Genomic DNA, 14,406 nt, shown 5'->3' on the forward strand with positions numbered 1-14,406 from the left:
TAACAGCGGGAAGGAGGAAGTCATGGAGCTGGATGATCGAAAAATCATGATACTGAATGCAGTGATTAAAAACTACATGGAAACCGGAGAGCCGGTGGGCTCCCGCACGATTTCAAAACTTCCCGGCTGCACGCTGAGCAGCGCAACCATACGCAACGAGATGTACGATTTGGAAGAGATGGGCTATCTCCTCCAACCGCATACCTCGGCGGGGCGCATCCCCTCCGATCAGGGTTATCGCTTCTATGTAAACGAGATCCTGAAGGAGACGGACAGCGAGATGCAGGCCTTGAAGCGACAGTTTGTCGCGCGGGTCGACCGCCTCGAATCGGTGCTTCGACGCATGGCGCGCATTGCGGCGGATCATACAAACTACGCTGCGGTCATCAGCGGCCCCGATACGAGCCGGGCGCGCATTAAGCTCTTGCAGCTCTCCAAGATGGATGAGAATCGCCTCTTGGTCGTGTTGGTACTCGAGGGAAATTTGATCAGCAACCGCATTTTGACGCTGCATCAGGCCATCGGCGATGCCGAGCTTCTGCATCTCAACATCCTTCTGAACACGCGTTTAAACGGTGTCAGTTTGCAGGATGCCGAGGCCGAGGTCCTTGAGAAACTGCTTCGCGATGCCGGAGAAAGCCGGGAGCTGGTTGCCTTTCTCTTAACGGAACTGCGGCGCATGCTCACGGAGGAGGAAGAACTGCAGATTTACACGAGCGGCGCGACCAATGTGTTCCGTTATCCGGAGCTCACGGACGGCGGCGGCGCAAAACGCATCATCAGCACCTTCGAGCAGAAGAAGCGCTTAAGGCGCATCGTGATCGACGCGGCAGAGCAGGCGGGAGAAGAGCAGGAGAGCATCCAGGTCTTTATCGGAGAAGAGTCGCCGGTACCGGAGATGAACGACTGCAGCATTGTGACGGCGCGTTACGACTTGGGCAGCGGCCTTCGCGGTACCATAGGTATCGTGGGACCGAAGCGCATGGACTATAAAAAGGTGTTAAACACCCTGCATGATTTAATGCGGGAGATGGATGAGAATTTCGGAGGAGACGATGGCTAAGAACAAGCACAAACACGAGCGGGAGGACAGAGCGGAGCAAACGCTTACCCCGGAAGAAGCTGCGGCGAAGGCTGCCGCCGAAGCGGCGGAGGCGCTTGCCGCGGAGGAAGAAGCTTCGGAGCCCGTAAAGGAAGAAGCGGAGGAAAAAACGGACAAAGCGGCAGAGGCGGAAATCGAAGGTCTGACCGACCGGCTGAAGCGGACGCTTGCGGAGTTTGAGAATTTCCGGAAGCGGAGCGAGCGCGAAAAGGCGCAGATGTTTGACCTCGGCGCCAAGTCGGTGCTTGAGAAGCTCCTTCCGGTCATCGATAACTTTGAGCGAAGCGTAGCCCAGGCACCGGAGAGCGAAGATCCCGGCATCAAGTCTTATGCCGAGGGCATGGAGATGATATACCGCCAGCTCTTAAAGAATATGAAGGAGGCGGGTGTCGAGCCGATCGACGCGAAAGGCAAGCCCTTCGACCCGACCTACCACAACGCGGTCATGCACGAGGAAAATGAAGAACTCGGCGAGAATGTGGTCGCGGAGGAATTGCAAAAGGGCTACCTCTATAAGGACAGCGTCCTTCGCCACAGCATGGTGAAGGTTGCGAATTAAAATAAAAGATAAAAGCGCACAAGAAACGGTTTTAAAAAAAACGAACAATCACCTACAAATTTGATTCACGGAGGAAATAAACATGGGTAAGATTATCGGTATCGATCTCGGAACTACCAACAGCTGCGTTGCGGTGATGGAGGGCGGTAAGCCCGTCGTCATTCCGAACAGCGAGGGTGCAAGAACCACGCCGTCCGTCGTGGCCTTCACGAAGAACGGCGAGCGCTTGGTCGGTGAGCCGGCAAAGCGCCAGGCGGTCACGAACGCGGATCGCACGATTGCTTCGATTAAGAGACACATGGGTACGGACTACAAGGTGACCATCGACGGCAAGAGCTACACGCCGCAGGAAATTTCCGCAATGATACTGCAGAAGCTCAAGGCGGATGCGGAGAGCTATCTCGGTGAGAAGGTTACCGAGGCAGTCATCACGGTTCCGGCGTACTTCAACGACGCACAGCGTCAGGCAACCAAGGACGCAGGTAAGATTGCGGGTCTTGAGGTAAAGCGTATCATCAACGAGCCGACGGCGGCGGCACTCGCTTACGGCCTTGACAACGACAAAGAGCAGAAGATCATGGTCTACGACCTCGGCGGCGGCACCTTCGACGTGTCCATCATCGACATCGGCGAGGGCGTCATCGAAGTGCTCGCGACCAACGGCGACACCCACCTCGGCGGCGATGACTTCGACGAGAAGATTACGCGCTGGATGATTGACGAGTTCAAGAAGGAGGTCGGTGTGGACCTCGGCCAGGATAAGATGGCTCTTCAGAGACTCAAGGAGGCTGCGGAGAAGGCGAAGAAGGAACTCTCGACCGCAACCACGACGGAGATCAATCTCCCGTTCATCACGGCGACCGCGGCGGGTCCGCAGCACCTCGCGATGAACCTGACCCGCGCGAAGTTCGACGAACTCACGGCGGATCTCATTGAGCGCACCGTAATTCCGGTGCAGAACGCAATGCGCGACGCGGGCATCACGAACGCAGACCTCGGCAAGGTTCTTCTGGTCGGCGGTTCGACCCGTATGCTGAACGCACAGGAGAAGGTGAAGCAGCTCACCGGCATGGAGCCCTCGAAGACCCTGAACCCGGATGAGTGCGTCGCAATCGGTGCGGCGGTACAGGGCGGTAAGCTCGCGGGCGATTCGAGCGCAAGCGATGTGCTCCTCCTCGATGTCACCCCGCTCTCCCTCTCGATCGAGACCATGGGCGGCATCGCAACCAAGCTGATTGAAAGAAACACGACCATCCCGACCAAGAAGAGCCAGGTGTTCTCGACGGCGGAGGACAACCAGTCCGCAGTGGACATCCATGTGGTACAGGGTGAGAGAGAGTTTGCGCGCGACAACAAGAGCCTCGGTCAGTTCCGCTTGGACGGCATTCTCCCGGCGAGAAGAGGCGTGCCGCAGATCGAAGTCACCTTTGACATCGACGCAAACGGCATTGTGAACGTCTCCGCAAAGGATCTCGGCACCGGCAAGGAGCAGCACATCACGATTACTTCCGGTTCCAACATGTCCCAGGAGGACATTGACAAGGCAGTCAGAGAGGCTTCCGAGTTCGAGGCCCAGGACAAGAAGAAGAAGGAGGCCATCGACGAGAGAAACGATGCGGACTCCCTCATCTTCCAGACCGAGAAGGCAATTCAGGAAGTCGGCGATAAGATCGGCGACAGCGACAAGGCGGCGGTCGAGGCAGACCTCGCCGCACTCAAGGAGGCGGTGAACCGCGCACCGGCGGAGTCCATGACCGACGATCAGGTCGCGGACATCAAGGCGAACAAGGAGAAGCTGATGGCAAGTGCGCAGCAGCTCTTCCAGAAGGTCTATGAGCAGGCGCAGCAGAGCCAGGCTTCGGCGGGCGCAGAGAACGGCGGCTCCAACCCGGATGACGGCGTCGTGGACGGCGATTTCAAGGAAGTATAATAAGACGGGACGGCACGCGGGAGCTCAGCTCTCGCGTGCCCGTTTGAGAAAGGATCACGATGGCAGAACAGAAGCGCGATTATTATGAGGTGCTCGGGGTTTCAAAGGACGCGGACGATGCGGCGCTGAAGAAGGCATATCGGGTGCTCGCGAAGAAGTATCATCCGGATGCGAATCCCGGCGACAAGCAGGCGGAGGCGGCTTTTAAGGAGATCAACGAAGCTTATTCCGTTCTGAGCGATCCTAAGAAGCGGGCCCAGTACGACCAGTTCGGACATGCGGCCTTTGACCCGCGCATGGGCGGCGGCAGCGGCGGCGGCTTTTACGAGGGCAATGCGGCCGATTTCGGTGATATTTTCGGCGACCTCTTCGGCGGCGGCGATATCTTCGGCAGCTTTTTCGGCGGCGGCAGGGGCGCGCAGCGCGCGGCAAATGCGCCGATGCGCGGCGCCAATGTCCACGCGACCGTGCGCCTCAGCTTTGAAGAGGCGGTTTTCGGCTGCAAGAAGAAGATTACGATAGACTATAAGGAAGAGTGCGAGACTTGTAAGGGCAGCGGCGCAAAGCCGGGTACCTCGCCCGAGACCTGCCCCACCTGTAAGGGTCAGGGCAAGATTGTGAAGACAAGCCGCACGGCCTTCGGCACCATGCAGAATGTGCAGGTCTGCCCGAACTGTCACGGCAGCGGCAAGATTGTGAAGGAGAAGTGCACGTCCTGCAACGGCACGGGCTATAAGCGCGTCCGGAAGAGCTTCGAGGTAAGCATCCCGGCCGGCATCGACAACGGCCTTTCGGTCAGAATGCCGCAGGGCGGCGAGCCGGGCGTGAACGGCGGCGAGCGCGGCGACCTCCTGGTGGAGTGCATTGTGAGTCCGCACCCCATCTTTAAGCGCCAGGAGAGCAATATCTTCTCGACCGTGCCGATTTCCTTTGCGACGGCGGCACTCGGCGGCACGATTCGCATCAACACGGTGGACGGCGAGGTCGAGTACACGGTCAAGGCGGGAACCCAGACCGACACGCGGGTTCGCCTGGCGGGCAAGGGCGTGCCCTCGCTCCGGAATCCGAAGGTGCGGGGCGATCACTATGTGACCCTGGTGGTCGAGGTCCCGACCAAGTTAAACGAGCAGCAGCGCGCGGCACTGAAGAGCTTCGACGAAGCCATGCAGGGCGGCGGCAAGAAAAAGGGATTGTTCTCCTGAGCGAGAACGGAGAGCCCGGCGGAGTGAAAACCCCGCCGGGCTCTTGCTTTTACAAACAAAGGCGGCTGTGCTATGATAAATCGATATGAGAACTCAGGAGGGAAAAGGCCCATGCGGTGGAAAAAGTACACGCTGTATACCAGAGAAGAGGCAGTGGATCTAGTGAGCGCAAGCTTCGCGGAACTCGGCATTGAGGGCATCGAAATCGAGGACAATGCGCCGCTCTCGGAGCGGGACACCAAAGGCATGTTCATTGACATCCTGCCGGAACTCCCACCGGACGACGGAACGGCGCGCGTGAGCTTTTACTTGGAGCCGGGCAGCGGTGAAGAGGAGATGCTAAGCCGCGTTCGGGAAGAACTCGAGGAACTCTCTCGGTTCACGGATCTCGGCGAGGCGCGAATCGAGGAGAGCCTCACCGAGGACAAAGACTGGATCAACAACTGGAAGACCTTTTTTCATCCCTTCGTGGTCGATGACATCCTGATTAAGCCGACCTGGGAGCAGGTACCGGCGGAGAGCGCGGGGCTCACCTGCATCCAGATCGACCCGGGCACGGCCTTCGGCACCGGCGCGCATGAGACCACCCAGCTCTGCATCCGAGCCCTGAACCGCTACATGAAGCTCATGCAGGCGGCGGGCGTAAGCGATATCCGCGTGTTGGATGTGGGAACGGGCAGCGGTATCCTCGGCATCGCGGCGAAGAAACTCGGGGCAGCGGAGATTTTTGCGACCGACCTCGACGACAATGCAATCGAAGCGGTCGCGGAGAACCTTTCGAGCAATGACCTTGATCCGAAGGATTTCACGGTGGTCTGCGGCAATCTGATCGACGACCCGTCGGTACAGGCTGCGGCGGGCGAAGCGCGCTATGACATAGCGCTCGCGAACATACTCGCGCCCGTCATTTTGATGCTCGAAAAGGAAGTCTGGCAGCACATAAAAATCGGAGGCATCTTCATCACCTCCGGCATCATCGACGACAAGGAAGAAGAAGTGCGCGCGGCCATCGCGGCAAACCCGCACTTTGAGGTGCTTGAGGTAAACCGTCAGGGTGAGTGGTCAAGCGTGGTGGCGCGGAGAAAGGCCTGAGATGTATCACTTTTTTATCGCCCCGGAGCAGCTCTCCGGGGACAGCGCCGTGATTCTCGGCAGTGATGTGCGACACATAGGATCGGTGCTCCGCATGAAGCCCGGCGAAAAGCTCATGGTCAATGCGGGCGGCGACTGGGAATATCTCTGCGAGATTGCGGAAATCGAGCGGGACAGCGTTTCTCTCCGCGTGCTCGAAGGAAGGCAGGAGACCCGGGAACTCCCGGTCTCGATTACGCTCTACCAGGGGCTCCCGAAGGCGGAAAAAATGGAACTCATCGTGCAGAAGGCGGTGGAACTCGGCGCGGCGGCGATCGTCCCGGTCGAGATGCACCGCTCGGTCGTGCGACTCGACGAAAAGAAGGCGGCGGCCAAGCAGAAGCGCTGGCAGGCCATCGCGGAGGCGGCGGCCAAGCAGGCAGGGAGATCCGTGATTCCGGAGGTCGCGCTTCCGCTCTCGTTTCAAGAGGCACTGAGACGGGTCGAAGCGGAGGGAACGGAACTTTGCCTCCTGCCCTATGAGCGTTCGTCCGGGATGGCCGCGACGCGGGAGTTGCTACGGAGCGTAAAAGCGGGACAGCGCATTGCGGTGATGATAGGGCCGGAGGGCGGCTTTGAAGAGACGGAGGTCGAGGCGGCCGAGAATCAGGGCTTTCACGCCCTGACCCTCGGGAAACGCATTTTGCGGACCGAGACGGCGGGACTCGTCATGCTCTCGCTCGTCATGGCAGAGACAGAGGAAGATTGACGGATGGAAATATATTTTGACAATGCGGCGACGACGCGCCTCTCCGCGCGCGCCGCGGCGCGAATGGAACGGGTGGCACGGGAGCACTACGGCAACGCTTCCTCCCTGCACTTGGCGGGGCTTCGCGCGGAGGAAGAGCTGAAGGCGGCGGCCGAGGAAATCGCAAAGACCCTGAAGGCCGAGCCGCGGGAACTCATCTTCACTTCGGGCGGAACCGAGTCGGATAACTTAGCGATACTCGGAACCGCACGGAGCAGAAAGGGCTACGGGCGGCATCTCATCACGAGCGCGGTCGAGCATCCGGCGGTGCTCGAGTCCATGCGCTTTCTTGAGGAACAGGGCTTTACCCTTACCGTGCTGCCGGTCGACGCGAGCGGAAAAATCTCGCTTGCGGCGCTGGAGGCTGCGATACGGAAGGATACCATCTTAGTCTCCCTCATGTATGTGAACAACGAAATCGGTGCAATTCAGCCGATTGCGGAGGCGGCGGCTCTCATTCACCGCCTGAATCCGGACTGCTATTTCCACGTGGATGCCGTGCAGGCCTACGGAAAATTCGAACTTTACCCGAAGCGCCTCGGCATCGATATGATGAGCGTGAGCAGCCATAAAATCGAAGGGCCGAAGGGCGTCGGCTTTCTATATGTGAACCGCCGCGTCTCGCTGAAACCCGCGAGTTTCGGCGGCGGCCAGCAGGGCGGCCTTCGGAGCGGCACCCTCAATGTGCCCGGCATCGCCGGCATGGCGGAGGCGGCACGCGCGGCCTATGAGGACTTTGAAGCAAAACGGGAGCGTCTGCTCCGCGTCAAGAACAGAATCCTTGCGGGCGCTACGGAGCTCCCGGGCGTGCGCGCAAACAGTGCGCCCGGCATGGACTCGGCACCGCAGATTCTAAGCCTCTCGGTGGAGGGCGTGCGCGCGGAGGTCTTACTGCATGCCTTGGAGGCCGAGGGAGTCTATGTGTCGAGCGGTTCGGCCTGCTCGTCCAATCATCCCGGCATTTCCGCGACCCTAAAGGGCATAGGACTTCCGGCGAAACTCCTGGATTCGACGGTGCGCCTCAGCTTCTCCGCGGAGAATACCGAGGAAGAGGCAGAGCGATTTTTAGAGCTGTTCCGGCAGACAGTGTCGAAACTGCGTCAATTCAAACGGTGAGGAACAGAGGATGGAGTATAAGTCTTTTTTGGTAAAATACGGCGAGATCGGCGTCAAGGGCAAGAACCGCTATAAATTCGAGGACGCGCTGGTGCGTCAGCTCGGTTTTGCACTGAAAAAGCTCGACTGCGAATTCAATATCGTGAAGGAGCACGGCCGCATCTATGTGGACATGACGGGGCCCTATGACTACGAGGATACAGTCGCTGCCCTGCAGCGTGTCTTCGGCGTGGTGTCGATCTGCCCGGTGATACGACTGAACGACAGCGCTTACGAGACCATTGTGGCCGAGTCCGTGCGTTTTCTGAAAGAAATCAGCGCGGGGACAGAGCAGAGCTTCAAGGTCTTTACGCGGCGCATCGACAAGTCCTATCCCGGCACTTCGGAGGAAATCAGCGCGTCGCTCGGCGGTGTAATTCTGGAGGCCTGCCCGAATCTGCGTGTGGATGTCAGAAACCCGGAACTCAAGTTCAATGTCGAGATTCGGAACGAGGGTGTGCTGCTCTATGCACTTTCCATCCCCGGCCCCGGCGGCATGCCGGTCGGCACGGCGGGCAAGGCCATGCTGCTCTTATCGGGCGGCATCGACTCTCCGGTTGCGGGCTATATGATCGCAAAGCGCGGCGTCTGTCTGGAGGCGACCTACTTCCACGCACCGCCCTATACCTCGGAGCGCGCGAAGCAGAAGGTTGTGGATTTGGCGCGCATACTGGCGCGCTATGCGGGCCCGGTGCGTCTGCACATTGTGAACTTCACGGACATTCAGCTCTATATTTACGAGAAGTGCCCGCGCGAGGAACTCACGATTATTATGCGCCGCTATATGATGCGCATTGCGGAGAGCATCGCGAAGAAGAACGGCGCAATGGCGCTCGTCACCGGCGAGAGCATAGGGCAGGTCGCAAGCCAGACCGTTCCGTCCCTGCTCTCGACCAACGAAGTCTGCACCCTCCCGGTGTTCCGCCCGCTGATCGGCTTTGACAAGCAGGAGATCATAGAGCGCGCGGAGAAGATGGACAGCTACGAGACTTCGATACTCCCCTATGAGGACTGCTGCACCATTTTTGTCGCGAAGCACCCGGTCACGAATCCCGAGCTCTCGCGCATCAAAAAATCTGAGGAGAGACTCAGCGAGCGGATTGAGGAACTCGTCGAGACCGCCCTCGAAACCGAGGAGCTTGTGCTCTGCGAGGCATAAAAAAAGCCGCACATATGTGCGGCTTTCCTCTTCTCAAAGGGGATTACTCAATGATATAGGGCTTAAGCGCCTCTAAAATCGTGTCCATCGACTCGTTGCCATGGATGTTCAGGGTAATCGGGTTCGAGAGATCCAGGCTGAAGATTCCCATAATCGACTTCGCGTCGATCACATAGCGGCCGGACACGAGATCAAAGTCTGCGTCGAAGCGGGCAATGGTATTGACGAAGGACTTCACCTTTTCGATGGAGTCCAAAGAAATCTTGACAGTTTGCATGGCAGAGCCTCCTTCTTCGGATATCAATCTAGGTTCTTTCCCTTAATCTTATGGGGAAGCGGGAGTAAAGTCAAGATGAGGAAGGAGAATAAGATGAGAACAGCGGCATTTCACACGCTGGGATGTAAGGTAAACGCCTACGAGACCGAGGCCATGGAACAGGCGCTGCTCGCCGCGGGCTACGAACTCCGCTCCTTTGAAGAGGCGGCGGATGTATACATCATCAACACCTGTTCGGTGACAAACATCGCGGATCGGAAATCGCGGCAGATGTTGCACCGCGCGAAGAGCTTAAATCCCGGAGCTGTTGTGGTCGCGGCGGGCTGCTACGCGCAGGCGGCGGCGGAGAGCCTGAAAGAAGACGGGAGCGTGGATTTGGTGCTCGGGAATCAGGAGAAAAAGGACCTGGTGCGCATACTCGAGGCCTATTTTTCCGAGGAGGCGGCGCCTGCCGTTCATGTCGGTGACATGCGGGAGGCAAAGCGCTACGAGGACCTATCGGCAAATCGGAGTGAAGAGCATACCCGCGCATTCTTAAAGGTGCAGGACGGCTGCAACCAGTACTGCTCTTATTGCATTATCCCCTTTCTTCGCGGCAACATACGCTCCCGTCGCCCGGGGGAGGTGAGAAGGGAGGCAGAGCGTCTCGCCGCAAACGGTGTGCGGGAACTTGTGCTGACCGGCATCCACCTCTCTTCCTACGGGCGGGATTTTAAGAATGCGGAGGAGCGGGAAGATTTCGGCGACGGCGCGGCAAATCTTCTGGAGCTTTTGACCCTTCTTGACAGCGTCGAGGGCATAGAGCGGCTTCGCATCGGCTCCCTCGAGCCGAAGATTGCGACCCCGGCGTTTGCGACGGGACTTTCGAAGCTGAAGCACTTCTGTCCCCACTTCCACCTCTCTCTCCAGAGCGGTAGCAATGCGACTTTAAAACGCATGGGCCGCCGCTATACGGCGGAGGAATTCAGAGAGGGGGTTCATGCGCTCCGCGCGGTCTTCCCGGATGCCGCGATGACCACGGATGTGATTGTCGGTTTTCCGGGGGAGAGTGAAGAGGCGTTTTCGGAGAGCTTTGCGTTTATCTCGGAAATCGCGTTCTACGAGACCCACATCTTCCCTTATTCCAAGCGCGCGGGAACCAAGGCTGCGACCATGCCCGGGCAGCTTGCGGGCGCGGTCAAAAAGGAGCGCGCGGCGCGCCTGCAGTCGCTGAACGCAGAGCGACAGCGGGAGTTCCGTGCGCGGCGGCTCGGGAGCGTTCAGGAAATGTTATCGGAGGAAATCGCGGAGATAAACGGAGAGCGCTATCTCATCGGCAACAGCCGGGAATATGTGAAGCTCGCCGTCCCGCTCACAGCGCTCTCCGAAGCGCCCGAGACCAATTGTCTCTACCGCGGAAGGGCGGAGCGCTTTCTCGACTCCGAAATACTTCTTCTGACAAACGTAAGCAAAACGTAAAGCTTTAAACCTTGAGAATTCTCTGCAAATCAGATAGAATAGAGGCTAATTGAGAGGAAAGCATATCATGAGTGAAAACTTGCACGACACACAGTTTTTTCAGACGGTACAGGAGAATAAGATGGATGTCAGCCAGGTCTTAGAGCTGGTCTATGATGCGTTGTCTGAAAAAGGATACAATCCGGTCAATCAGATCGTGGGTTATGTGATGAGCGGAGATCCGACCTATATCACAAGCCATAAGAGTGCGCGCAGTTTAATCATGAAGGTTGAGCGCGATGATATTTTGGAGCTCCTGCTGAGCTACTACATCAAGAATAAAATCGATCGTCGCTGACACTTCAGACAGATCATTTGTGATAAAAGCCGCGTGAAGGACCGTTATGGGCTCGGTCAGAAAATGAATCATGCACCTCTGCACTGATACGGATATTCCGTATCAGCGCTTTTGGTGTTCGGGAGGGAAGATATTTGCCATTGATGGGATTGGACTACGGTGCGAAGACCGTGGGCGTTGCCGTGAGTGACGGACTCGGACTCGCGGCGCAGCCGCTTGAAACCATATGGAGGGATTCGGAGAAGAAGCTCCGAAAGACTTTACAGCGCCTGGAGGCCATCGTCGCCGAGCGCGGCATCACCCGCATTGTGCTCGGGCATCCCTCGCATCTCGACGGCACGGAGGGGGAGCGCGTCGCTTTTTGTACTCAATTTAAGGAGAAACTGGAACTTCGCACCGGTTTGCCCGTCGTCTGGCAGGATGAGTGGCTCACGACGGCCGAAGCGGAAGAGCGCCTCGAGGAAAGAGGCATTCCGCGCGCGGAGCGGAAGCAATATCTGGACAAACTGGCTGCTGCGATTATTCTGCAGGAATACATGGATGCGCACCCCGAGGAGCGCTGAGAGGATAAGAGATGGACGAAGAAAAGAAGGAGCGGGAGGCCTTTGCGGCGGCACCGCTGGTGGTGAAGGATGAGAACGGCGAGGATGTGACGCTCTATATCCTCGAGGAGACCAAGTTAAACGGTTGCTACTATATTCTGGCGGCGGACAGCGAGGAAGAGGACGGCGAGTGCTATCTCTTAAAGGATGTGTCCGGCGAGGACGAAGAAGAAGCTGTCTACGAGTTTGTGGAAAACGAAGACGAGGCAGAGCACATGCTCCGCGTCTTTCAGGCCCTCCTCGAGGAGGACGGCGCCGAGGTGGATCTGAGAAGCGAGTGAGCCTGAGACAGCGGCAGGCACCGCGCGGACAGCAAGAACGCTTTGCCGCGCAGAGAAATACGGACGGAGCTGTTTCGGAACTTGAAATAATGTATACAAAATATCGCTCTGCCGATGCCCCACGGTGAAAACGGAACTCCGTACGGAGAAAAGACGGGGGCACAGGGACGCGAAACGGGACGGAGCCGGAGAGAAACAGGCGCGGCGGCAAAAGCGCGGCAGGCGAAAGCGCAGCGGAAGCCGAAAACGCGAATAGCAAAAAGCAAAAGTAAAAAAGCAAAACAGGTCTTTGACTTGTGATTTTGGATCAACGAGAAAACAGATTTTTAATTCGGAAAGTAAGAGAGGTAAGAATTTGAGCGAACAGGAAAAGAACCCGATGCATTTTTTCAAACGTCTTTCGGAAAAGAGCCGTGCCCTTCGGAAAGAAGCGGCAGAGGCGGGACTCGGCGCGGAGGAAGTCGTGACCGAGGATAAGCCGAAGCGCCCGCGCCGTCGCCGCGCGGAGAAGACTCAGGGCGAGGCAGTGCAGGATCGGCAGACTGCGGCGGAGAAGCCGAAGACAGAGCGGAGACCGAAAAAGAAGCCTGCCGCGGAGACGTCGGAGGGCAGCAAGGAAAAGGAGAACAACGGCAGAGGCAGAAAGCCCCGCAGCGAAAAGCCTCGGAATGCCGAGACCGCGGAGCCGCGCAGCCCGCGCCGCAATGCGGAACCCCGCCGCGGCAAAAAGAAGCTGGCAAACGGCCAGCTCGCGGAGCTCTTAAAGCGCGCTAAGCTCCCGCGCGCCGGCAGCATACGCTTTGACCCGAAGGCAAAGGTCAAGATTATTCCGCTCGGCGGCCTTGAGCAGATCGGCATGAACATCACGGCCTTTGAGTGCAACGATACGATCATAGTCGTGGACTGCGGCATTGCCTTCCCGAGCGAGGACATGCTCGGCATTGACTGCGTAATTCCGGACGTCAGCTATCTGAAGGAGAACCGGAGCAAGGTCAAGGGCTTTGTGATTACGCACGGACACGAGGATCACATCGGCGCCCTGCCCTATATCTTAAAAGAGCTGAATGTGCCGGTCTATTCGACCAAGCTCACGATTGCCCTGATTCGCCATAAGCTCGAGGAGCACCGCATTCTTGACTCCGCGAAGCTCTTTGTCGTGAAGCACGGCGATACCGTCCCCTTCGGCGATTTCAATGTCGAATTCATCAAGACCAATCACTCGATTTCGGACAGCTCTGCCCTCGCAATCTTCAGCCCGGCGGGCGTCATCTTCCACACGGGTGACTTTAAGATCGATTACACGCCGGTCTTCGGCGAGGCCGCGGATTTGCAGCGCATGGCGGAACTCGGAAAGCGCGGCGTGCTCGCGATTCTCTGCGATTCGACCAATGCGATCCGCCCGGGCTTCACGATGTCCGAGAAGAGCGTGGGCCGCACCTTCGATCTCATCTTTGCGGAGCATCAGAAGAACCGCATCATCGTCGCGACCTTTGCGTCGAATGTGGACCGCGTGCAGCAGGTCATCAACTCCGCATATAAGTACGGCAGAAAGGTGGTCGTCGAGGGCCGGTCTATGGTCAATGTGATCGGCATCGCGAACGAACTTGGCTATATCAAGATTCCGGAGGGAACTCTGATCGACATCGACCAGCTGAAGAACTACCCGCCGGAGAAGACCGTGCTCATCACGACCGGTTCTCAGGGCGAGAGCATGGCGGCGCTCTCCCGCATGGCAAACGGCATGCACCGCAAGGTGGCAATCAGCCCGAGCGATGTGGTCATCATGAGTTCTCACCCGATTCCGGGCAACGAGAAAGCGGTCGATAAGGTCATCAACGAGCTCTCGATCAAGGGGGCTGAGGTTATTTTCCAGGATACGCATGTCTCCGGTCACGCCTGTGCGGAGGAGATTAAGCTCATGTACTCCCTGCTTCGCCCGAAGTTTGCGCTTCCGGTGCACGGTGAGTACCGCCACAGAAAGGCACAGGTGGCACTCGCCGAGGCAGTCGGCGTGCCGCACGAGAATGTGCTCTTTATGTCAACCGGTGATGTCGTGACACTGACCGCCGACAGCTGCAAGATCACGGGTCATGTGCAGGCGGGCGGCATACTCGTGGACGGCCTCGGCGTGGGCGATGTCGGAAACGTGGTGCTGCGCGATAGACAGAATCTTGCGCAGAATGGTATTATGATAGTGACCATAGGTCTGCAGCGAGGCTCAAACCAGCTGCTCGCGGGACCGGAAATTGTGTCACGGGGCTTTGTGTATGTCAAGGACTCCGAGGACTTGATGGCAGAGGCAAAGGAGAGAGCCGTGACGGCGGTCACGGACAGCCTCGATGCGGGTGTCAACGACTGGAGCAAATTAAAGAATGTCGTGCGGGATGAGCTCAGCGATTTCTTCTGGAAGAAGATGAAGCGCACCCCGGTCATCCTGCCGATTATCCTCGGCGTCAATTGAACTT

Annotated in this window: 14 protein-coding genes; 13 read left to right on the forward strand and 1 reads right to left on the reverse strand. The window is 58.0% G+C overall.

The window, feature by feature from the left end:
- Nucleotides 1–22: 22 nt before the first annotated feature.
- The 8 genes from hrcA (at nt 23) to thiI (ending at nt 8,986) form a co-directional block, all read left to right on the forward strand.
- Nucleotides 23–1,063: a heat-inducible transcriptional repressor HrcA gene (hrcA, locus tag QU660_RS01695; RefSeq protein ID WP_304946617.1), complete on the forward strand. Its 1,041-nt coding sequence runs from the start codon at nt 23–25 to the stop codon at nt 1,061–1,063.
- Entirely contained in the window at nt 1,056–1,661 is a 606-nt protein-coding gene (gene grpE, locus QU660_RS01700; RefSeq protein WP_304946618.1) for a nucleotide exchange factor GrpE, read from the forward strand. Before hrcA ends, grpE begins: the two co-directional genes overlap by 8 nt.
- Nucleotides 1,662–1,743: 82 nt before the next feature.
- Nucleotides 1,744–3,591 carry a molecular chaperone DnaK gene (gene dnaK / locus QU660_RS01705; protein ID WP_304946619.1) on the forward strand — a complete coding sequence of 616 codons (1,848 nt, stop codon included), beginning with the start codon at nt 1,744–1,746 and terminating at the stop codon, nt 3,589–3,591.
- A gap of 59 nt (nt 3,592–3,650) precedes the next feature.
- Nucleotides 3,651–4,793 (forward strand): molecular chaperone DnaJ, encoded by a 1,143-nt coding sequence (gene dnaJ / locus QU660_RS01710; RefSeq protein WP_304946620.1) that lies wholly within the window; start codon nt 3,651–3,653, stop codon nt 4,791–4,793.
- Between the two features lie 111 nt (nt 4,794–4,904).
- Nucleotides 4,905–5,885: a 50S ribosomal protein L11 methyltransferase gene (prmA, locus tag QU660_RS01715; protein ID WP_304946621.1), complete on the forward strand. Its 981-nt coding sequence runs from the start codon at nt 4,905–4,907 to the stop codon at nt 5,883–5,885.
- A gap of 1 nt (nt 5,886) precedes the next feature.
- Nucleotides 5,887–6,633, forward strand: coding sequence for a 16S rRNA (uracil(1498)-N(3))-methyltransferase (locus tag QU660_RS01720; protein WP_304946622.1), 747 nt, complete (start codon nt 5,887–5,889; stop codon nt 6,631–6,633).
- 3 nt (nt 6,634–6,636) lie between these two features.
- Nucleotides 6,637–7,788, forward strand: a complete 1,152-nt coding sequence (locus tag QU660_RS01725; RefSeq protein WP_304946623.1) for a cysteine desulfurase family protein — start codon at nt 6,637–6,639, stop codon at nt 7,786–7,788.
- Between the two features lie 10 nt (nt 7,789–7,798).
- Nucleotides 7,799–8,986 (forward strand): tRNA uracil 4-sulfurtransferase ThiI, encoded by a 1,188-nt coding sequence (thiI, locus tag QU660_RS01730; RefSeq protein ID WP_304946624.1) that lies wholly within the window; start codon nt 7,799–7,801, stop codon nt 8,984–8,986.
- Between the two features lie 43 nt (nt 8,987–9,029).
- Here thiI and QU660_RS01735 read toward each other — a convergent pair whose 3' ends face one another.
- Complete coding sequence (locus QU660_RS01735) at nt 9,030–9,263, reverse strand: HPr family phosphocarrier protein (RefSeq protein WP_304946625.1); 234 nt, start codon at nt 9,261–9,263, stop codon at nt 9,030–9,032.
- Between the two features lie 93 nt (nt 9,264–9,356).
- Here QU660_RS01735 and mtaB point away from each other — a divergent pair, with 93 nt between their 5' ends.
- From mtaB to QU660_RS01760, 5 genes are all read left to right on the forward strand, one after another.
- Nucleotides 9,357–10,721: a tRNA (N(6)-L-threonylcarbamoyladenosine(37)-C(2))-methylthiotransferase MtaB gene (mtaB, locus tag QU660_RS01740; RefSeq protein WP_304946626.1), complete on the forward strand. Its 1,365-nt coding sequence runs from the start codon at nt 9,357–9,359 to the stop codon at nt 10,719–10,721.
- A gap of 67 nt (nt 10,722–10,788) precedes the next feature.
- Nucleotides 10,789–11,058: an IreB family regulatory phosphoprotein gene (locus tag QU660_RS01745; protein WP_304946627.1), complete on the forward strand. Its 270-nt coding sequence runs from the start codon at nt 10,789–10,791 to the stop codon at nt 11,056–11,058.
- A gap of 134 nt (nt 11,059–11,192) precedes the next feature.
- Nucleotides 11,193–11,621, forward strand: a complete 429-nt coding sequence (ruvX, locus tag QU660_RS01750; RefSeq protein ID WP_304946628.1) for a Holliday junction resolvase RuvX — start codon at nt 11,193–11,195, stop codon at nt 11,619–11,621.
- 11 nt (nt 11,622–11,632) lie between these two features.
- A complete protein-coding gene (locus QU660_RS01755; protein WP_304946629.1) occupies nt 11,633–11,941 on the forward strand; it encodes a DUF1292 domain-containing protein in 309 nt (102 codons plus the stop codon).
- Nucleotides 11,942–12,296: 355 nt separating this feature from the next.
- Nucleotides 12,297–14,402, forward strand: coding sequence for an RNase J family beta-CASP ribonuclease (locus QU660_RS01760; RefSeq protein ID WP_304946630.1), 2,106 nt, complete (start codon nt 12,297–12,299; stop codon nt 14,400–14,402).
- Nucleotides 14,403–14,406: the final 4 nt, after the last annotated feature.

Origin of the sequence: Stomatobaculum sp. F0698, from assembly GCF_030644385.1 — a bacterium.
GTDB lineage: Bacteria > Bacillota > Clostridia > Lachnospirales > Lachnospiraceae > Moryella.

Excerpts from the sequence above, each read along its gene's own strand:
- dnaJ (WP_304946620.1), top strand. The coding sequence starts at position 3,651 with ATGGCAGAACAGAAGCGCGATTATTATGAGGTGCTCGGGGTTTCAAAG.
- QU660_RS01725 (WP_304946623.1), top strand. The coding sequence starts at position 6,637 with ATGGAAATATATTTTGACAATGCGGCGACGACGCGCCTCTCCGCGCGC.
- mtaB (WP_304946626.1), top strand. The coding sequence starts at position 9,357 with ATGAGAACAGCGGCATTTCACACGCTGGGATGTAAGGTAAACGCCTAC.
- QU660_RS01745 (WP_304946627.1), top strand. The coding sequence starts at position 10,789 with ATGAGTGAAAACTTGCACGACACACAGTTTTTTCAGACGGTACAGGAG.
- dnaK (WP_304946619.1), top strand. The coding sequence starts at position 1,744 with ATGGGTAAGATTATCGGTATCGATCTCGGAACTACCAACAGCTGCGTT.
- QU660_RS01720 (WP_304946622.1), top strand. The coding sequence starts at position 5,887 with ATGTATCACTTTTTTATCGCCCCGGAGCAGCTCTCCGGGGACAGCGCC.
- thiI (WP_304946624.1), top strand. The coding sequence starts at position 7,799 with ATGGAGTATAAGTCTTTTTTGGTAAAATACGGCGAGATCGGCGTCAAG.
- QU660_RS01755 (WP_304946629.1), top strand. The coding sequence starts at position 11,633 with ATGGACGAAGAAAAGAAGGAGCGGGAGGCCTTTGCGGCGGCACCGCTG.
- hrcA (WP_304946617.1), top strand. The coding sequence starts at position 23 with ATGGAGCTGGATGATCGAAAAATCATGATACTGAATGCAGTGATTAAA.
- grpE (WP_304946618.1), top strand. The coding sequence starts at position 1,056 with ATGGCTAAGAACAAGCACAAACACGAGCGGGAGGACAGAGCGGAGCAA.
- QU660_RS01735 (WP_304946625.1), bottom strand. The coding sequence starts at position 9,263 with ATGCAAACTGTCAAGATTTCTTTGGACTCCATCGAAAAGGTGAAGTCC.
- prmA (WP_304946621.1), top strand. The coding sequence starts at position 4,905 with ATGCGGTGGAAAAAGTACACGCTGTATACCAGAGAAGAGGCAGTGGAT.